This window comes from Halogeometricum pallidum JCM 14848 (genome assembly GCF_000337095.1).
GTDB lineage: Archaea > Halobacteriota > Halobacteria > Halobacteriales > Haloferacaceae > Halogeometricum > Halogeometricum pallidum.
In genome coordinates, this window is sequence record NZ_AOIV01000041.1 from 1 (window position 1) to 20,034 (window position 20,034).

General features: G+C 62.7%; 13 protein-coding genes and 1 pseudogene. 6 read left to right on the top strand and 8 right to left on the bottom strand.

The features are described 5' to 3' along the window. Positions 1–62: 62 nt before the first annotated feature. Both C474_RS23180 and C474_RS16370 read left to right on the top strand, forming a co-directional pair. Positions 63–284, top strand: a pseudogene (locus C474_RS23180) (molybdopterin dinucleotide binding domain-containing protein); the annotation flags it as partial. Positions 285–622: 338 nt separating this feature from the next. After that, positions 623–1,501 carry an NAD(P)H-binding protein gene (locus C474_RS16370; RefSeq protein ID WP_008388820.1) on the top strand — a complete coding sequence of 293 codons (879 nt, stop codon included), beginning with the start codon at positions 623–625 and terminating at the stop codon, positions 1,499–1,501. Between the two features lie 47 nt (positions 1,502–1,548). On the opposite strand, the gene C474_RS16375 is transcribed toward C474_RS16370, so the two are convergent. After that, the gene (locus C474_RS16375; RefSeq protein ID WP_008388822.1) at positions 1,549–3,249 is read right to left on the bottom strand and encodes a glycoside hydrolase family 13 protein; all 1,701 of its coding nucleotides are present in this window, start codon (positions 3,247–3,249) and stop codon (positions 1,549–1,551) included. A gap of 184 nt (positions 3,250–3,433) precedes the next feature. On the opposite strand from C474_RS16375, the gene C474_RS16380 reads away from it, so the two are divergent. Continuing rightward, positions 3,434–6,226, top strand: coding sequence for a glycoside hydrolase family 97 catalytic domain-containing protein (locus C474_RS16380; RefSeq protein ID WP_008388824.1), 2,793 nt, complete (start codon positions 3,434–3,436; stop codon positions 6,224–6,226). Positions 6,227–6,282: 56 nt separating this feature from the next. On the opposite strand, the gene C474_RS16390 is transcribed toward C474_RS16380, so the two are convergent. From C474_RS16390 to C474_RS16400, 3 genes are all read right to left on the bottom strand, one after another. Beyond that, positions 6,283–7,614 carry a beta-propeller fold lactonase family protein gene (locus tag C474_RS16390; protein WP_008388826.1) on the bottom strand — a complete coding sequence of 444 codons (1,332 nt, stop codon included), beginning with the start codon at positions 7,612–7,614 and terminating at the stop codon, positions 6,283–6,285. 513 nt (positions 7,615–8,127) lie between these two features. After that, positions 8,128–9,057 (bottom strand): DMT family transporter, encoded by a 930-nt coding sequence (locus C474_RS16395; protein WP_204366103.1) that lies wholly within the window; start codon positions 9,055–9,057, stop codon positions 8,128–8,130. Between the two features lie 404 nt (positions 9,058–9,461). Continuing rightward, on the bottom strand, positions 9,462–9,893 hold the full coding sequence (locus tag C474_RS16400) for a DUF1810 domain-containing protein (RefSeq protein ID WP_008388829.1): 432 nt from the start codon (positions 9,891–9,893) through the stop codon (positions 9,462–9,464). A 287-nt stretch (positions 9,894–10,180) separates the two neighbouring features. Between C474_RS16400 and C474_RS16405 the strand changes: the two genes are divergently transcribed. Beyond that, the gene (locus tag C474_RS16405) at positions 10,181–11,689 is read left to right on the top strand and encodes an MFS transporter (protein WP_239640445.1); all 1,509 of its coding nucleotides are present in this window, start codon (positions 10,181–10,183) and stop codon (positions 11,687–11,689) included. A gap of 71 nt (positions 11,690–11,760) precedes the next feature. Here C474_RS16405 and C474_RS16410 read toward each other — a convergent pair whose 3' ends face one another. Continuing rightward, entirely contained in the window at positions 11,761–12,009 is a 249-nt protein-coding gene (locus C474_RS16410) for a hypothetical protein (RefSeq protein WP_008388833.1), read from the bottom strand. 262 nt (positions 12,010–12,271) lie between these two features. Here C474_RS16410 and C474_RS16415 point away from each other — a divergent pair, with 262 nt between their 5' ends. Then, positions 12,272–12,487 carry a hypothetical protein gene (locus tag C474_RS16415; RefSeq protein ID WP_152421696.1) on the top strand — a complete coding sequence of 72 codons (216 nt, stop codon included), beginning with the start codon at positions 12,272–12,274 and terminating at the stop codon, positions 12,485–12,487. A gap of 32 nt (positions 12,488–12,519) precedes the next feature. On the opposite strand, the gene C474_RS16420 is transcribed toward C474_RS16415, so the two are convergent. Together C474_RS16420 and C474_RS16425 are read right to left on the bottom strand one after the other, a co-directional pair. Beyond that, positions 12,520–13,623, bottom strand: a complete 1,104-nt coding sequence (locus tag C474_RS16420; protein WP_008388838.1) for a winged helix DNA-binding domain-containing protein — start codon at positions 13,621–13,623, stop codon at positions 12,520–12,522. A 156-nt stretch (positions 13,624–13,779) separates the two neighbouring features. Next, positions 13,780–15,006 carry an LAGLIDADG family homing endonuclease gene (locus C474_RS16425; protein ID WP_049917122.1) on the bottom strand — a complete coding sequence of 409 codons (1,227 nt, stop codon included), beginning with the start codon at positions 15,004–15,006 and terminating at the stop codon, positions 13,780–13,782. 996 nt (positions 15,007–16,002) lie between these two features. On the opposite strand from C474_RS16425, the gene C474_RS16430 reads away from it, so the two are divergent. Beyond that, complete coding sequence (locus tag C474_RS16430; RefSeq protein WP_239640446.1) at positions 16,003–18,813, top strand: ATP-binding protein; 2,811 nt, start codon at positions 16,003–16,005, stop codon at positions 18,811–18,813. Here C474_RS16430 and C474_RS16435 read toward each other — a convergent pair. Continuing rightward, a complete protein-coding gene (locus C474_RS16435) occupies positions 18,810–19,982 on the bottom strand; it encodes a phage NrS-1 polymerase family protein (RefSeq protein ID WP_049917124.1) in 1,173 nt (390 codons plus the stop codon). The genes C474_RS16430 and C474_RS16435 overlap by 4 nt on opposite strands. Positions 19,983–20,034: the final 52 nt, after the last annotated feature.

Genomic DNA, 20,034 nt, shown 5'->3' on the forward strand with positions numbered 1-20,034 from the left:
AGGGCGACTACCCGATCAAACTGACGACGGGGCGCGTCCTGTATCAGTACCACACGGGCACGATGACCAACCGCGAGGAGGGCCTCGGCTCCTACACGGACGAGTTGTTCGTGGAGATCAACCCCGAGACGGCCGAGTCGCTCGGCATCGCCGACGAGGACCCGGTCCGCATCTCCTCGCGCAAAGGCGAGATAGAGGCAATGGCGCAGGTGACCGACCGCATCGGACCGGACGTGGTGTTCGTGCCGATGCACGTCCTCGGAGACGGTAGCGACGTCGTGAACGAACTGACCGACGAGAGCCACCTCGACGAGCAGGCGCACGTCCCCGAGTTCAAGGTGACGGACGTGAAGGTGGTGCNAACTGACCGACGAGAGCCACCTCGACGAGCAGGCGCACGTCCCCGAGTTCAAGGTGACGGACGTGAAGGTGGTGCCGCGGGACCGCCCCGCGGCCGTCGACGACGCTCCGGCCAGTCCCGAGAGCGCGGACGACTGACGCGGCAGTCGTCGAACGCCGTCTCGACCGCAATCCGACCGACGCCGGGGTCGACGGCGCGAACATCCGCCGCGCTCGCGCCCCCTGCCGCCACTTTTAGCGAGCACACCGACGTCGTTCCGGTATGGACGTACTCGTCACCGGCGGCGACGGATTCGTCGGTCGGCACCTGTGCGCGGAACTGGTCGACCGCGGTCACGACGTCGAATCGCTCTCCCGGACGCCCGACCCGTCGGTGCTCCCGGCGGAGGTCACGACGGCGAGCGGGGACGTGCGGGAGTTCTCGTCCATCGAAGGCGCGTTCGAGGGCACGGACGCCGTCGTCCACCTCGTCGCGCTCTCGCCGCTCTATCAGCACAGGATCAGTCAGGAAGAGGTCCACGCGGAGGGGACGGAGAACGCCGTTGAGGCCGCCGACGCCCACGGCGTCGAGCGGTTCGTGCAGATGAGTTCCATCGGGACCCACCCGGACGGACGGACCTCCTACACGCACGCGAAGGGCATCGCGGAGTGGACCGTCTACCAGTCCGACCTCGATTGGGTCGTCTTCCGCCCGTCGATGATATTCGGCGACGGCGGCGAACTGATTCCGTTCACCGAGCGGTTCACGACGCCCTACGTGACGGCGCTTCCGGAGGGCGGGCGGCCGCCCATGCAACCCATCTGGGTCGGAGACGTCGTCTCGATGCTCGCCGAGGGCGTCGAGGACGACGCGCACGTCCGCTCGACGTACGAACTCGGCGGTCCCGAAGTGCTGACCGTCGCCGACGTCGCGAGGAAAATCTACCGAGCGAGGGGACAGTCCCTGCGCGTGCTCCCGGTGCCGATGGCGCTCGCGACGCTCGGGTTGACCCTCGTCGACCCGCTCTCGGTCGTCCCCTTCGGCCGCGACCAAGCGCGACAGATGAAGATGAATCTCGCGGTCGAGGGGAACGACATCGGCGCCTTCGGACGGGAGGCCGCGGACCTCAGGACGCTCGGAGCGTACGTGCGGTCGAACTGACGGGGCGGTCGGACTGATGGAGGCGGCTGAACCGACGGTCTGTCCCCTCAAAGTCGGTAAACGACCGCTTCGTACGGTCCGAATCGCGCGCCCTGCGGGTCGGCCGGCGGGTCCGCGGAGTTGCCGACGAGGACCGTCGCGTCGGCGGTGTCGACCGCCGCGCAGTCGAACACCGATTCCCGACCGGACCAGTTGAGCACCACTAACACCGCCTCCTCGTCGAGCGTTCTGGTGTAGGCGTAGAACGACTCGTCGTCGGGAAGCAGGAGGTCGTACTCGCCGTAGACGAACACCCTCTCCTCGTGCCGGAGGTCGACGAGTCGGCGGTAGTAGTGCCAGACCGAGTCCTCGTCGGCGCGTTGGGCGGCGACGTTGACGTCGGAGTAGTTCTCGTTCACCGGGTACCACGGTTCGCCGTCGGTGAAGCCGGCGTGCTCGTCGTCGGACCACTGCATCGGCGTCCGCGCGTGGTCGCGACTCGTGTAGTTGACGAGTCCGCGAGCCTCCTCGAAGGAGTCGATCTCACCGCTCTCCAGCATGTCCTCGACGGCGCCGACAGTCTCCACGTCGTCTATCTCTTCTATCGAATTCAACTCGACGTTGGTCATCCCTATCTCGTCGCCCTGATAGAGGTAGGGCGTCCCGCCCATCGTCAGGAGGAACGTCGCGAGGAGGGTGGCGCTCTCGCGGTGGTACTCCTCGTCGTCGCCGTAGCGCGAGACGATGCGCGCCTGGTCGTGGTTTCCGAGGTACGTCGAGTTCCACCCTCGTCCCCGCAGTTCGGTCTGCCAGCGACTCACGACGCGCTTGAACTCGGGGAGGTGGAACTCCCCCCAGCCGTCGAGGTCCCAGACGCCGCCCGGTCCGGCGTCGACGTCCATGTGCTCGAACTGGAAGATCATGTTCAGACCGGCGCCGTCCTCCCCGAGATAGTCGGCGGCCCTGTCGGGGTCGGTGTTCGGCATCTCGGCGACGGTCATCGCGTCGTACTCCGAGAGCACCCCGTCGTACAACTCCCGGAGATAGGTTCGAAGGTTCGGTCCGTTGAACACGTGCTCCTCGCCGACGAGTCCGTTCTCGGGGTCGCCGTCCGGGAGCCCCTCGGCCTTGGAGATGAGGTTGACGGCGTCCATCCGGAAGCCGTCGATGCCCTTCTCCAGCCACCACCGCATCATCTCGGCGACGTCCTCGCGGACCGCCGGGGTCCGCCAGTTCAGGTCCGGTTGCTCCTCGTGGAACAGGTGGAGATACCACTGACCGCGCGCGTCGTCGTACGACCACGCCGACCCGCCGAAGATGGACTCCCAGTTGTTCGGCGGGTTCTCGGGGGTCCCGTCGCGCCAGATGTAGTAGTCCTCGTAGCCCTCGGCGCGCCGCCGCGACTTCCGGAACCACTCGTGCTGAGTAGACGTGTGGTTGACCACGAGGTCCATGATGAGACGGATGTCCCGGTCGTGCAGTTCCGCGAGGAGTTCCTCCCAGTCGGCCATCGTCCCGAACGCCCCGTGGATGGCGCGGTAGTCCGCGATGTCGTACCCGTTGTCGTAGTCCGGCGACTCGTACACCGGGCAGAGCCACACCACGTCGACGCCCAACGCGTCGAGGTAGTCCACTTTCTCGACGATTCCCGGGATGTCGCCGATTCCGTCGCCGTCCGAGTCGTTGAAGCTCCGGGGATATATCTCGTACACCACCGCTTCCTTCCACCACGCCGTTCGCGATGAGTCGGGGTTCGTCGTCTCCTCCATCCCGTCGGCAGTCGCGTCCCGCGACCATAACTGTCGGAGCCTCGATGAACCCGGGCGGGCGACCCAGGACGGTCGGCGGTCGCCGCCGCCCGTGTACCCGTTTCGAGAATTGTATACTAATCAATCGTTGAAATTATATCGAACCGCTGAAATTTTTTATCCGACAGGCAGGTGAGGTGATGCCATGCCGCGAGATACCCCCGACCAGTCACCCGCGTCCGATTCGCCCGATTCATCCCGTTCGTCCGATTCGTCCGACCCGCTCCTCGAACGACGCGAGTTCGTCGCCGGCGCGGCGGCCGTCGGCGGCCTGACGTCGATGATATCCGGCGTGGCGGCCGAACCGATAGAGAGCACCGAAGAGAGAGACCAGGCGAACGTCCAGTCGCTCACCTCGCCCGGCGACGACGTCGAGGTGACGTTCGAGGTGGTCGACGGCGCCCCCACGTACGCCGTCGCCTACGACGGCGAGACCGTGGTCGAGCGCTCGACGCTCGGCCTCGCCTTCCGCGACGACGCGTCGCTCGACGGCCCGTTCGAGGTGACGGGTGCGGAGCGTCGGAGCGGCGACGAGACGTGGGAACCGGTCTGGGGTGCGAGCGACTCCGTCCGGAACCGCTACGAGGAACTGGCCGTCGGCCTCCGGGAGACGGAGGGGCTGAAGCGCTCTCTGAATCTGCTCTTCCGCGCCTACGACGACGGCGCCGCGTTCCGCTATGTCCTGCCCGAACAGGAGAACTTCGGGTCGTTCGTCCTCACCGACGAGCGGACTGAGTTCGCGTTCGCCGGCGACTACACCTCGTGGTGGACGCCGGACGACTGGGAGAACTACGAGTATCTGTACGAGGAGACGCCGCTGAGCGAGATTCAGCCGACGCCCGAGGAGGGGTCGGAGGTGGACGGGGCGAACACGCCGGTGACGATGCGCGTCGACGACGAGGCGTACGTGAGCGTCCACGAGGCGGCCCTGACCGACTACGCGGGCATGACGCTCACCCGCGCGGACGGCGACCCGACGACGTTCGAGAGCACGCTCGTCCCGTGGCCCGACGGCGATTCGAAGGTGAAGGCCGAGGCGCCGCACGTCTCGCCGTGGCGGACGTTCACGCTCGGGTCGAACCCCGGCGCACTCGTCGAGTCAGACCTGCTCGTCAACCTGAACGAACCGAACGAACTGGATGAGACCGACTGGATCGAGCCGCAGAAGTACATGGGCATCTGGTGGGAGATACACATCGGTAAGTCGCGGTGGGCGCCCGGTCCGGACGTGGGGGCGACAACGGAAAACGCCAAGCGCTACATCGACTTCGCCAGCGAACACGGCATCGCCTCGCTGCTCGTCGAGGGGTGGAACGTCGGCTGGGAGGGCGGGTTCGACTCCTGGAGCAACGCGCCCTACGAGTTCTCCTTCACCGAGTCGACCGAGCACTACGACCTGCAGGAAGTCGTCGAGTACGGGCAGTCCAAAGAGCCGAGCGTGAACGTCGTCGCGCACAACGAGACGGGCGGCGGCGTCGGCAACTACGAGGCGCAACTGGAGGAGGCGTTCTCGCTGTACGAGGACCTCGGCATCCACGCCATCAAGACGGGGTACGTCAGCGAGGAGGGACTGGACATCGACGACGAGACGTACCACCACCACGGCCAGCGGATGGTGAACCACTACCGCCACGTGACGAAGAAGGCCGCCGAGCACGAGATTATGCTCGACGTCCACGAACCCATCAAGCCGACCGGCGTGCGTCGGACCTACCCCAATCTCATGACCCGCGAGGGCGTGAGCGGACTGGAGTACGAGAACTTCCGGCCGGAGGGGAACCCGCCGTCGCACACGCTCACGCTCCCGTTCACGCGGATGGTGGCCGGCCCGCTGGATTACACGCCCGGTGCCTTCGATATCCTGTACGAGGAGTACGGTACCACGCGCGTCCACTCCACCGTCGCGCGCCAACTCGCCCTCTATCCGATGCTGCTCAGCGGCCTCCAGATGGTCGCGGACCTCCCCGAACACTACGACGACTTGGACGCCTTCGAGTTCGTCGAGCAGGTGCCGGCGTCGTGGGACGAGACGGTCGCGGGCGACGCCGAAATCGGCGACTACGCCACCATCGCCCGCCGTAAGGGCGAGGAGTGGTACGTCGGCACCGGGACGGACGACACCCCGCGCGCGCTCTCGGTCCCCCTCGATTTCCTGGGAGACAACCGGGAGTACGTCGCCGAGGTGTACGCCGACGGCCCCGAGGCGGACTACGAGTCGAACCCCGAGGAGGTGGCGCAGTACGAGTTCCTCGTCTCCGCCGACGACACGCTTCACGCGTCGATGGTCGCCGGCGGCGGACAGGCCGTCCGCCTCCGCCCGCCCGAGGGCGGCGAGCAGTCCGAACTCTCGGCGTACGAACCGCCCGCCTACGAGTACGACACGCCCGTCGTCCCCGCGGAGACGATGGCCGGCGAACCGTTCACCGTCCTCGTCGAGGCGAGTAACGCGGGCGGCATCGTCGGCGGCGAACGGATGACGCTCAGCGTCGACGGCGAGACGGTCGACGAGGCGTTCGTCCGCGTCGGCGCCGGCGAGGAGACGCAGGTGGAGTTCCCCCTCCGCCTCTCGGAAACGGGCGACCACGAGGTGACGATGGAGACGTCCGACGGCGACGCCTCGTTCTCGAAGACGGTGACGGTCGCAGAGCAGTCCGCGGAGTTCCGGATGTTCTCCTACGAGGGCTTCGAGGTGCCCGAGGAGACGACGGTCGGAAAGCAGGTGGAGATTCCGGTGACGGTGACGAACACCGGCGACGAGGAGAGCCTGCAGGTGGTCAAACTCACCGTCGACGACGACGTCGTCGAGGTGCAGGGCGTCGACCTCCAACCCGGCGACTCGACGGACCTCGCGTTCTGGCACACGTTCGAATCGCCCGGCGAGTACGAGGTGGCCGTCGAGGACCTCGACGCGCAGACGGTGACGGTGAACGTGTTCTGAGAGTCGTCGCTGTTTCCCCTCTCTCCGTTTCTCTCCTTCCCCTCTACTCTCGTCGCCTACAACCGATGCCCGCACGCGCAGTTTCCGATGCAGTAGGTCGTCTCGACCGACTCCGACCAGATACCTAACTGCGCCATCGCAGTCGTCAGCGCGGCCGTCGAATCAGGTCGCGGCCGCGCCCGCGCCGCCGTCGCGCCGTACGGACTCGAACCCACGGCGATGCGCTCGACGATTTCGCCGCGAGCGTGGTCGATGACGGCCACCTCGTCGTTCGTCTGCACCGGGACGTACAGTTTCGTGCGCGCGGGGTCCCACGTCCCGACGAACGCCGACCCGCCGAGGTCGAGTCGGCCGCTCACCTCGCCGGCGGGGAGGTCCACGACGGTCACGTCGTCGGACCCCGGTGTGAACACGTAGCCCGTCTCGGAGTCCGGACCGATTTCGCTGGTGAGCGGCCGCCGGCCGAGGCCGTCGTCGCTCGTCAGCCTGACCCGCTCTTCGGGGTTCGCGGGGTCCGAGAGGTCCCAGACGCTCTCGGTGCCCGTCTCCCCCTCGTTGTGCTCGACGAGCAGCGTCCGCCCGTCGGGCGAGGCGGTGCCCATCCACGGGCGCGCCGGGCCGTCGCCGACCGGTTCCACCTCGACCTGCGTCGCGATCTCGAAGGGGTCGACGCGGAGGACGGTCAGCGTGTCGCCGAAGAGGTCCGGCACGTAGGCGTACTCGCCGTCGGGGTGTACCGTCACGTCGCACGGCCCCGGCCCCGCCTGGCCGCCCGTCGTCTCCTCGCCCGTCCGGTCGATGTCGCCGGTCACCTCGCCGAACCCCTCGGAGGCGGGGTCGGCGTCGATGCGGAACTGTCGGTGTGCGGGTTCGCGCGCGCTGACGACGACGTGTTTCCCGTTCGGCGTCCGTTCGAGCCAGTTCGCCCCCGACTCCGTTTCCACCGCGGCGGTTTCGGCGAGCGACCCGACCGAGAGCGCGCGGACGCCGCGGCCGACGTTCAGCCACAGGGAATCCTCGGGGTCGGTCGTCAATCGAGGGGTGTATTGGTTCGACGGGAACGACGAGGAGAGGCCGAGCGCCCTGGTCTCGACCACCTCGTCCGATTCCGCGTCGACGACGCTCACGGTCCCGTCGCCCGTGTTGAACACGAACACCGTCGACCGCTCCGAGGGGCCGGCCGGCGCGTCGCCGGTCTCCGCACCGGTCGCGGTGCTGCCTTCGCTTCCGCCACCGCCGTTCCCGTTCTCGCTCCCGCCGGCGCATCCGGCCGTCGCCGCCGCGCCCGCGGCCGCGCTTCCGGTCAGTACCCGCCGCCGGGAGACGCCGCTTCGCCGGTCGGACACCTCCCGGTTCGGGTAGAGAAACCGGTCGTCCTGCGAGTCCATGACGTTCGAACGTTCGCGTCCGTGCTCATAAGCTGTTCAGGCGCTCGCGGCCTCGCAACGACCGACGAGTGCCGGCAGTCGGCGTCACCGACTCCGACGGACGAAGTGTGGTGTGATTCTCTAACGTCTCGCTGTAAACCTCGCTACTTTTTATGTGGTTACCACCGAACTGGGGACGAGAGAGAAAACCTACCCGAATCCCCCCCCCATCCGTGGTTTGCTCTCTCACTCCCCCCACTCCCTTGCCGTTTTTCGATGGGTTTCGACACTGCAAGCAACTCGGCTCTCCGCCCGCTTCGGCCCGGCCGTTCCGGCGTCGACACATCGCGAAGCGCACAACGATATCTCCAATCGGTACCTTTCGGTCGACGTACGCTTCCCGACGAGAGAATGGTCGGGACGCCGGTAAACGTAGTCGACCGGCATCCATTCGGTCGCCATCCTGGCAAACTCGCTTTCGCGGTGGAATATATCGGATCTGTACCGGCTCCGCAGAGAGACGCGCTTCGTTAGTCACCGAAACAGGGTGCGGTACTTGACGAGTTCGGCGCTGATCTCCCGACTCTCCAATAGCGCGAACCCGGCGACGATGATTCCAAAGCCGACGAGCGTCAGCGGATGGACGCGCTCACCCAGTAGCAGCCACCCAATCGCCAAGGCGATGAGAGGGGTAAGATACGTCGTCAGATTCGCCTTCAACGGCCCCACCTCGCCCATCAGCACGAGATATACCACAAGTCCGAACGCCCCGATAAAGACGCTGAGATACACAACTACCCCCACTGCCAGCGGCGTCAGTTGGATATTCGCCATCGATTCGCCGACTGCGATCGAGAAGGCCACATGGACGGTCCCGCCGAGCACCATTGCCCAGCCGGTGAGCGCCGGAATTGGCATCGATGTCCGGCTCCGTCGGACGAGGACAGCACCGAGTTCGACGATGATCACGCCGGCGAAAAAGAGCAGCTTTCCGACAAGCTCTGGGTCGAGCAGGCTCGCCGGGTCCGGACGGACGACGACGGCGATTCCGACGAAGCCTATGAGTACGCCGACGTAGTCGCGGCCGCCCAGTCGCTCCGCGGGGAGAAGCGGCCACGCGAGTACCGCGGTGACTATCGGGGCGAGACTGAAGATGATCGCAGCGACGCCGGCGGTGATGAACTGTTGGGCAATGAAACCGATACCCGTCCCGCCGACTAAGAAGAACCCCCCGGCGAGTACTGCCGTCACATCCCGTCGAGAGCGGGGATACCAGTACTCCGTCGTTGCGCCGACGTAGGCCAACAGAAGAGCGGCGGCCAAGTAACTCCGGGTCGCTGCGAATAACAGCGGCGGGATGAACGACAAGCCGGTTTTCACTGCCGGGAAGGCTGTCCCGAACAGAAGCGTGACGAGGAGGAACAATCCGACAGTCCTGTTTCGAGACATGGCTGACTTACTCATTCCGGGGGATCCAGCGAGAAAAGTATCCGGTCTGTTCTCCGGTGTGACGTTGACGCACCGATGGTCCGAGCGGCTACGAACACGCGGAGCAGCACATCTCCCGACGCTGACCGATTTGAAGGATCATCTTCTGCCAGCAGTGTCTCTGTAAGGGACCGCGATTGTGCGGACGATGGCTTGTCGGACGTCTCGTCCGGGTAATACAGCAGCCCAAGGTGCGTGATGTTTCGGACTTGTCTCCCGGTAGTCTAGTTTCGTAGCTCCGGAGGACGCAGTCCGGAGCGCCGACTCAGTCAACGTCTCACGGCCGAGTCCGTGGCTTTGTCGGTCGCTTTCTCTTTTCCCGGCAGCGAGTGAGGCTGCTACGCGGTGCAGTCTCTGTACTTGTGTCTGCCATTCGGCGCTCAGGATTCTCCTAGTCGCTCCAGCGTCTTCGGGTCCGGTTCGCCGTCGTAGTAGCGCTCCAGCGCCGTCCCGAACGGCGTCGAATCGTCCGCGACGGCGTCGAACAACGTCATCGACGACCGGAACTTCAGGTCGTCCGGCGACCCGAATATCTCGTTCGCGGAGCGCCCCTCGACGGCGTTCACGATTGCCGTGCACTCGCGCAGTCGCGGACCCAGCGTCGGGTGCGCCAGATAGGCCGCCGCTTCCTCCTGGGAGGAGATGGCGTAGCGCTGTGCCATCTGGCTCCGACCGAGCCCCTCCATCTGGGGGAACACGTACCACAGCCAGTGGGTTCGCTTGCGGCCCGCCCGCAGTTCCGCTTTGACGTCGTCTATCACGGGTTCTTGTGCCTCGACGAATCGGTGCAGGTTCCACGGGTCGTCTGTCATCGGTTCTCGTCGGTCACGTTCTCCAAGGGAGCGTTTCAACGTTGTCGAGAGACGGACGGATGTAACGGCGAGAGCGGTTCACCGGCTCTCGAAGCACTCCGTCGCTGAGAGCCCGTCGTGGCAGTGGTGAATACGGGGGCGAATCGGTCAGTAAGAGTCATCGTCCGACTACCTCTTAGAGCGATTGGTCAGGCGAGTGTACCGGCCAAATATGCCGAGATATGCACTACCCGGCTAATCTGTAATAACAGAGTATACTTGTCGACTCCCCCTTCGCCAGCACACGCATGGGTGGTGCCTCAGGAGATGGCGTCCAGGGGGCTGTCTCCGGAAACGTTCTGAAGTATTACGTCTACAAAGCGACGAAAGCGGTCGAATTCTATCGGCCCATCATGTACCTCTTCTTTCTGGCTCAGGGGCTTTCGTTCACTCAGATTGCCGTTCTGGAGGCGCTCTACAATCTGACGACCCTGTTCGGCGAGATACCGACTGGCTACGTCGGCGACCGCGTGGGACGACGCAACAGCCTCCTCGTCGGGACGTCGCTCATATCACTGACACTCCTCGGTATCGGTCTGTCGAACTCGTTTCTTCCGCTGGCGGGCCTCTACGTCTGCTGGTCGCTGGGCTACAACTTCCGCTCCGGGAGCGAAGACGCGTGGCTCTACGACACTCTCACCGACGACCTCTCCGAGGACGAGTTCGCCCACGTTCGGGGACGCGGAGAATCGGCGGCGTTGGCCGTTGGAGCCGTTGCGGCGATTCTCGGCGGGTATCTCGGCAGCATCGACCTCTCGTATCCGTGGTTCGTCGCCGCGGGCGTGACGAGTCTGGGGGTCGTGGTACTGCTCACGCTCGACGAACCGGCGACGTACAAAGAGACCGCGACCGAGGAGTTGAGCCTCCGTCGGACGGTTCGAATCGTGCGAGAGGTCCTCGAACGCCGTCGTCTGCGGTCGTTCTTACTCTACTACTACGTGCTATACGCCGCGGTCACGTACCTCGTATTCGTCTTCCTCCAGCCGATTTTCGAGACTGTCGTTCTCGACCTCGGAATCCAAAAATCGCAGGTCGAAGCCCTGTTGGGGTGGTTCTATGCGGCGTACAGCCTCGTCGGCGCAGTGCTCAACTACTACACGGGGGCGATCAGGGAAGCGATCGGACTGCGAACGTGGTTTCTCGTCCTCCCGTTCGCCGTCGGTGGCGCGCTNCTCAACTACTACACGGGGGCGATCAGGGAAGCGATCGGACTGCGAACGTGGTTTCTCGTCCTCCCGTTCGCCGTCGGTGGCGCGCTGATCGGAATGTATCTCCTGCCGGTGCTCGCTCTTCCGACGTTCCTCCTGATTCGGGGAGTCTCGGACGTCACCCGTTCGTTCGCCGGACAGTACATCAACGACCGCGTGGAGACGCTCGGTCGCGCCACCGTTCTGAGCGCGATGGCNGTCTCGGACGTCACCCGTTCGTTCGCCGGACAGTACATCAACGACCGCGTGGAGACGCTCGGTCGCGCCACCGTTCTGAGCGCGATGGCGATGGTCAGCGGCCTCGCAGTCGTCCCGTTTCAACTCGGAAGCGGCGTCGTATCTGACGCCGTCTCTCCGCTGTTCGCACTGGGCGTCGGTGGCGTCGTTCTCGTCGTCGGGGCGGCGGCCATCCTCCTCTGGGAGGTACCTNTATCTGACGCCGTCTCTCCGCTGTTCGCACTGGGCGTCGGTGGCGTCGTTCTCGTCGTCGGGGCGGCGGCCATCCTCCTCTGGGAGGTACCTCTCGGCGACGACTCAGTGCAACACTGAACTCGGCAAAAGCCCGTGATGCGACGGGAACGGTCCTCATCAGCTCGACCTGATTTTCTACATTCCCCGGCCTACTGTTCCCTCACGACCGTTCGCGTCCGCTTGGCGTCGATGCCGAACAGGAGGCCGGCGAGAAACAAGAGCTCGTTTCCGAGGTAGTACTGCTGGATCACGTAGTTGACGAGGCCGATATCCGGCGCGGCCACGCCGAAGACGACCAGCAGAAGTGCGACGACCGCCGCGAGGCCGGCGATCGCTCGGACGACGACTCCCGAGAGCAAGCCGACGACGAACACCACGACTGCAGCGAGGAGGCTCATCGCTCACTCCACCTCCCCGACGGCGGCCATCGGTTCCCGGTCGACGGTCTCGGGCGTCGTCGCGGCGTCTCTGCTCGGATTATTACTTAAATATGGCATCTCTGGAGGCCCTCGACGAGCTAGACGAGACCGATTCTCTTAACGGTGGAGTATCGTCGCTCCGCGTGGTCGTTCGCGCTGCCATCGGCGATAGGAACCGTCGGAGAATCGACCGTGCCGACCTATCAAAGCGAATATACTCTCGGCGAGCGTATGCACATTGATGACACAAAACGCTCAAGTTCGCGTGCACGCCGACTCGGCGGGAACGCTCGAAATCGTGTGCGAACGGTCGGCGTCGCGGGGCCGGGACCCGGAGGTCCGTTCGTTCGTCGGCAAAGACGAGTTCGGACTGCTCGTCGACGGCCTCGAACCGAACGAAGGAGTCACGCTGTTTCTGGAGGGCGACGGCGAACGTTCGCTCTTCGCCGTCGAATAAATTCGCGGCGGTGAGAGCCGCGGCGTCGGTCGTTACGACGCCGATTCGGTGACCGTCACGGTCGCTCCGTCGGCGCCGTCGGTGAGAAACGCGCGGAGTCGGGTCCCCTCCTCGATCAGTTCCTCGCGGTCCGAGTCGGCTATCGGCCCGTACAGTTCGACCGAGAGTTCTCGCTCGTCGTCGCCTCCCAGTTTCCACTCGCCGGCGACGAAGCCGTCGACGAGCACCGCCCCCTTTCCGAATCGCTGTGTAAGTGCCCGCTCGCGGTATTCGGCGGGAACGACGCGGGTTCGGTCGTCGTGCGAGAGGAGGACGTTGTCGAACTCCGGGAGGAACCGCGGCGGTGCGGGCGTGTCGGGGTCCGGGAGCGAACCGTCGGGAACGTCGTACAGGAGTCGTCCGTTCCCGTCGGCGAACGTCCGGAGGTCGAGTCGGTCCAGCACGTCGCCGACGCCGGTCAGTCCGGACCACGTCCGCACGTCCGCGGCCGTCGCGGGGCCGAAGGCGGCGAGATATCGCCGAACGGGTTCGTCCGGCGACGGGTCCGTTCCCACCTCTCCGTCGAGCCACCCTTCGGCCGCCGTCATCGCGGCCGGTCCCGTCTCACCCCACACGCCCCGCGGCGGCGTGAAGACGACGGGCACGAGCATCCGCACCGCGTAGGCCAGCGCCGCGGGGTCGGCGTCCGGCCACCGCGGTCCGAGCAGGTCGCGTAGTTCCGCCTGCGTCCGCGGCGCTTCGCCCACCAGTTCTCGGCCGACCGACGCGACGGCCTCCATGTCCACGCCGTCGAGTTGTTCCCGCCGCGCGGCGTTCTGGTAGACGGTCCGCTCGACGACCGATTCGACTACCGGGCGCAGTCGCCGGTAATCGCGGGCGGTGACGAGATGGATGGTCGCCCGCATCAGCGACGCGCGTACCGCGCGTCGGGTGGTGAGAAGGGTTGCCAGCTCTTCGGCCCGGAAATCGCTCAGCCGACTCCAGAGGCCGACGTACGGGTCGTCGGGGTTCTGCGCCTGCAGTCCGACGAGATGCTCGACGGCGTCCGTCGCTGACAGGTCGCGTCGACCGAGGAGGAGTTGGCGGTGCAAGAGGGCGCGGTTGAGCGTTCGGCGGTCGAGCGCGTCGGCGGTCATCGCATCTCGGATTGACCGCCGCTGTAAGTCGCTTGTCTCATCTGTCTTAGAAGAGCTCGGAGAGGAGCAGAAGTACCTGTTTCGGACCTTCGTAGATCTCCTTTCCACATGGATACACTCTCATACAGTGGTATGTACACGGGGTGTACCGTGGATTTAGGACACGCTGCTTACACCCACCCACTGAAACTTTCCATGGCGTCCAGCCATTACAATAGGGAAGTCTTCTACCGTAAGCTGATACAACTCAGTATTGGCTTCAACCGTCGTCAGATGAATCGTCGAATCGAATCCGTCGTTCACTTCCTTGATGAAGATCTGATAGACGCCACGTCGAATCGTATACCGAGGTTTGTGTCCGAGTTCGATACACAATCGAAGGACATCGCCGGCTAACTCTTCGCTCGCGGTGTAATATACGCCGTGCTCGTTTCCGTCGCCGTCAATGAGGGTATCTAAGAGCAACTGCTTCTGGTCGCATGAGAGAGACCACACTAGGTCAGGAAGCCGTTTCGAGTGGCTATCTTTCCCGCAGAGATCCGTGAGCAGCTGTCCGTAAAAATACGACCCGAATCGAAATCCGTTTGGACGGGTTCGTACCACGAACCCCATCCGTTCTAACAGCGCTTTGATCTGAGTGCGATACTTTTCGGTCTTCTGAGCGATTTGAACTGATGCAGTTCGCCGCTGTTTTGACCAGTATACGTTCCCTTCGGTGACGAACCACCCAAGGAACTCAACGAAATCATCACCATCGAACCGAAACGGCTGTCGTCGTTGGTTCTTCCCTTCTCTAATTCCTGTCTCGATAGCTACTGACTCGATCTCCTCTCGGTATTGTTCGAACGTCTCTGCGTCAAACGAGTATCCGATGTCTCGGTTACGCTGTACCGGCCGACAGCTGTCTGGGAGTGCTGCTCGGAACGTGTTTCCATGTAGGTCCGTCTCCGCACAGATTTGATAGTCGTCTGCATACTCCGTTACGTCCGCTGTTTCGAGCTTCTGCCTTTGGATGACCTGCCACTCGTTTACGAACTTGTAGTATCGCTGCGTGCTGAGTTTGACGGCACTAGTGACTTGCGTCGGTAGTACTGCCTTCGTACGATAGGGAACTCGGTGATCCGGAGCCAGAGAGAAATCAAACCGCTTTCCCTGTAGTCGAACGATCTGGTCGGTCTCAACACGTGAAATATCGGTCACAGGCTTGCACTTCGTGATTCCTGTTGAGAGATCTAGCGTGTACACTTCGTCGTTCAGAGAGAGGTGCTCGACGCTAACCGGTCCAGCTGTCGTCATCACCTCCGTATCTGAACTTAGACCACCATCAGCCAACTGTACCGCGGGAATTGATTCGTTTTGACTCGTCGATTGCTGCTGTGCCATTGAGAGCTCGCTCGTTAGGGCTCTCGATTATTTCTCACGGCGCTAGCAGCCGTGTAGATTCAACGCTGATATCCAGCTCGGATCGATAATCGGTTCGGATTGCTCTTTAGCACTCTTCTGAGCCCTGTCTCTGCCGCTAGCCTAGGCACTCGTTTACTGGAATCAAATAAGATATTCTTAATAACCACACTATCTCAAATCTGAATAACCATCTCGAAGAATCAATCCCCTTCATCCGATCGCTCGTATATCCAGATCCGACCGACAGATGATTCGCTTGATCCGACGACAGTCATCGCTGCGTTCACGCAACTTCACGCGCTCCAACTTCCGGCGAACAGTCGCTTCGGGCAGATTCGCAGCGGAACATCGCCAACCTACGAGTGGCTCCTTCTCACCGATGGCTCGGATGAGACCCCACTCAAATACGTTCTCAGTGTTGATGACGCACTTTCAGAGAAGACGCTCAGTATTTGTCGCTCATTGGTTCCGAACTCGTACGAACTGACGACGACTGATACAGACCCTTTGTTGAATCTTTCACCGCCGACAGATGCAGAGCCACGTGATGAGTCGATTGTTCCTTATGAGCCACTTACGTACACTGCTGCGGAGTTCTTCGGGTCTGTCGATCGACGTGAAGATTGGCAGACGTCGCTCACCTCGTTTACGTCGTTCACTGCAGACGATCTAACTCGACTGCCACTTGCGAGTCTCGTCGAACCGCTTTCGACTGCGGAGGTTCCGACAGCGGTTCAAATTCTGCTGCGTCCGTTCGAGAGTTGGCGCGTCCACGCAGCTGAACGAACTCGCCGACTCGAACGCGGGCGTGATACAGCCGCGCAGCGACTTTTCGACGACTGGTTCGAGGTAGAGTCGTCTGAGACAGTCAGTCAAAGTGCTCAACGGCGTATCGACGCCATCGAAGCGAAAGAGGCAACGCACTCGTTCGTTCTGAATGTTCGCGCGGTCGCAGTCACACCCGACGAACAGGAGATGAGTAGCGTACTCACTTCACTTCCAACGACGTTCACGCCACTTCAGGGACCACACTATCGGTTCGAGTGTAAATTGCGTCAAGGAGACGATGCAGAGCGAGTCTACAGCGATCTCACCGACCGGACAGTGTACGAACCGGACTACGAACGGTTCGCGACGATGCTTCCGTGGACGGCAAATACGAGTCGCGGGATCGTCGCCGATATTCGAGAAGCACCGTCGTTTTGCCTCCTCGATGGCGCGACACTCACCACAGAAGGCCAGCGAGCGATCAACCCAACCCCAGGGGAACAGACGACATTCCCACGTCCGCCGCACGGGATGCTCAAACGCTACCGCACTCCTGGGCTGACGCTTGGATTGCCCGTCACTGAGGACAGACAGACGGAGTCCACGCCGATCTCACTTCCACCACAACTCCAGTCACTCCACACCGCGTGGTTTGGCCGAACCGGCTCAGGGAAGTCGACGGCGCTCATCACGGCGATGCTGGATAACCACGACGCAACTGCCGGAGCGGATATCCTCGTCGATCCGAAGGGCGATGGCATGGCAGAAGAGTACCTTCGTGCTCACTACGCTCGATACGGCGATCTTGAGAACGTCTATTACTTCGATTGCTCCGAGACACTGCCTGCCCTCTCCTTTTTCGATATCCGCGAGCAACTCGCCGACGGTATCGATCGGACGACGGCCGTCGAAGATACCGTTGATCACTACATCGAAATTCTCATCGGGATCATGGGTCGTGACCGGTTCGAGCGGGCGGTTCGCTCACCGGACATCATTCGCTACGTGCTCAAATCGTTGTTCGACCCGGTCCACGGAATGGACTCGTTCTCACATCGGCAGTTCCAATCGGCTGTTGCTCATCTCCACGAAACACGGGATCCGCCACCAGTCGTCGACGAAGATCTCCAAGCGATGCTCGGTGGCGTCGCGGCTAACAGCAAGCGCTCGTTCGACGAGTTGATGCAAGGGGTCGCGAACCGGATCGAGAAAATCCCGGTCGATGCGCGGCTCGCACAGCTATTCAACCACGTTCACAGCGACGGTGACGCTCGCTTCGATCTACGAGACGTAATTGACGAAGATGCCGTCGTTCTCATTGACACTGGCGGGTTACGTCCGGAAAGCCGACGAGTCGTCACACTCGTCGTCCTCTCGTCGCTTTGGACGGCACTTCGACGTCGGGCACAACAAGATGACGCAGGCACACAGCGGCTGGTCAATCTCTATCTCGAAGAGGCGGCGCAGCTGGCCGACTCGGATCTCCTCGCGAACCTCCTCTCGCAGGCACGCTCGTTCGATCTCTCGATGACACTCGCAATGCAGTTTCCCGCACAACTCCAGCAAGCGAACCCACGGGCGTACGCCGAACTTCTGAACAACGTCTCGACGGTCGTTACCGGAAACGTCGCCGTCGATTCCGATCTCGGGCGCCGACTCGCAACCGACGATATGCCACCGGCGGCCGTCCAGAACCGGTTGCGGGCCCTCCGTCGTGGAGAGTGGCTCGTGAGCCTGCCCGCGGCGTTCGGTGAGACGGAGCCACGACCGTTTCTCGTTGAGAGTGCACCACTCCCTGCAGGGGACCCAAATGGACCCGAACCGTTGTCCGCCGCTCGTGAGACCGCCTTACAGGGCCACATCGATCTCCTCGGCGACTGGACGCAACAACAGCACGGGCTGGATGTCCGAGTGGCTGGCGGTCGACAGGTGCAGCGACGGCAGCCGTCTTCGGCATCGGGTGAGACGGACGGAGAATCTGCACGTAATCAAGACGCTGACCGCGTATCTAAGTCCGAGCCAGAGTCAGACACTGCACCGACAGCAGAAACAGACGTTCGGATCGACTCGGCACTTCCGTTCTCGACTCGGTTCCCGACGATGGTCAAATACTCCCCTGAACTCCATGCGCTCGTCTGTCGAGACTGTCAGACTCGATACGACCCGACGAGTGACGGCATGAAGAACGCCATTTCGTGCTGTCACCACATCGACGATGTCGACCGTGACGACGTACCGATCTGTGACCTTCCGCTGAATCTCTCTCGAAACGAGCGCCTTCGGAGCCCATACACCAATGCACAGCTTCAGTTCTTACAAGCCGTCTACACTGCTCATCAGCGTCGGTTCGATCCCGATCTCGAATACGACTTGCTCTCCGACAGTATGATTCGGTTACAGGAATATACCGGTATCACTCACGAAGAGGTCCAAGAGTTGGTCGATGCTGAGGCGCTCTCGGTAGACTGTAAGTATCCACACAAGCTCTACACGGTCACGGCGAAAGGCCGGAACGCGATTGCCGTACAGCATCGCGAAGGAATCGCACACGGACACCTCCAAGGCGATCTCTCTGAATCGAGTTACCACGTTGCGATGGTCGAAGTGGGACGGCGCTACATCGAACAGGCGTTCGTCGAGGACGATTCCTCGGCCGCTGTCGAGGCGGTCTCGTACTACGAAGTTGGTGAAGGGCGTCTCGACGCTGTTGGACTCGACACGAACGGCGACATCGTCGTTGCGCTCGAAGCCGAGCGATCGAATCACGACACCCGTCGTGCGGTCCCCGAGGACTTCGATAAGATGGCCGAACACCGTCCGGAAGCTTCGATCTGGATCGTCGAGAATCGCGACGGAGCACACCGAGTTCTCAGCTCGCTCAACGAACCCAGTGATGGTGAGCCTCGGGTCGAAAAGACCTACAGCCCGAATTCGCCACCGTCCTCATTCAATATCGACGTCCCTGGGTTCTCGGAGATCTACACCTTCCGGAACCTCCGCGCACAACTCGACGATTAGCGGCGGAACCAATCGAGGATCGACCCGTTCGACTGCTGTGTCTGGTCTCGGGTGAGTGCTTCGACGCGTTGCTCGAACTTCTGCCGGCGGGTTCGCTCTGCTTGGAGTTCCGCTTGGAGCCGTTCGTTTTCCGTGGCGACGGCTTCGAGTTCCGCTGTGAGCGTCGCGATGCGTTCGAGATGAGCTTCGTCTCGTGATGCAGGTGATTCCACTTGTGGCGCAGGTTCTGCTCTCGTCGCCTGCTGTGCGTTCTCTGTCGATTCAGTCTGCTGATGGTCCGTCCGCGTGGATGGTTCGTAGAACTCGCTCGTGCCGCGGATCGCTCGTTCGATCGTTTTCTCACCGTACGTGCTCCCATCAGCGAAGTGGACCTCATCCCACTTCGGGCGGTACAGGCCGGACTCACGAAAGAGGCGGTCGACTTGTGCGTTGTCACCGCCGCTCCAGAATGCGAGTATAGATGACAGCGCCATGTCTGCCTCTGAGTGGCTGTCGTAACCGCTTGTCTCTCCTCGATAGAGTCGATCGAATTTCTCGCCATTCGCAGCCGACGTTGCTTTCGTGCGGAGTTCGTCGTCGTCTAAACCATTCGAGGTAGACTCCGTCTCTGTGTCCTGCTCGTGGTCGGAAGCTCCGAAGTGTTCGGTGTGTATCTGTGTGAGGGCATCCGCTCGTTCATAGACGTCGTCCGCTGTTTCCGCGATTTGATCCCCAGTCATCGTGAAAAACCGTGCCGACTCGTAGAGTTCCAGGTCGCCTGTCCGGTTGCCACCATCCGGTAGCGTGCCTTCGATGATGACGTGATACCCTGTTCCCGATGGACTCACCTCGGTATAGGAGTCCAAGCGATCGACGATCGACACCGCCCACAAGTCACCGTTCCCCGTTTCGACATCACGACAGTCATCGAGGTCGACGCCGACGAACGGGTCATCGTCAGTGAACACGAAGCCGAGTCCTGACTGTGCGTTCATCGTTGCATGTTCGGCTGCCGCCTCGAACGATGCCCACGTTTCGGGATCGGTTGCCGACGCGTACCGACCGGTGTGTGGGTCGACGGGAATCTTTGTCTGCTTCCCATCGCGTTCGGTTGCAGTCCAACACACCCACTGGTCACGCTCGACCAGTCGGGATGGAAGATCGGCTTCGGTCGGTAGTGTCGTCGACATCGTCTATGTGCTTTCGGTGATAGTCAGTAATGTAGACTGTTATTTGTCGGCG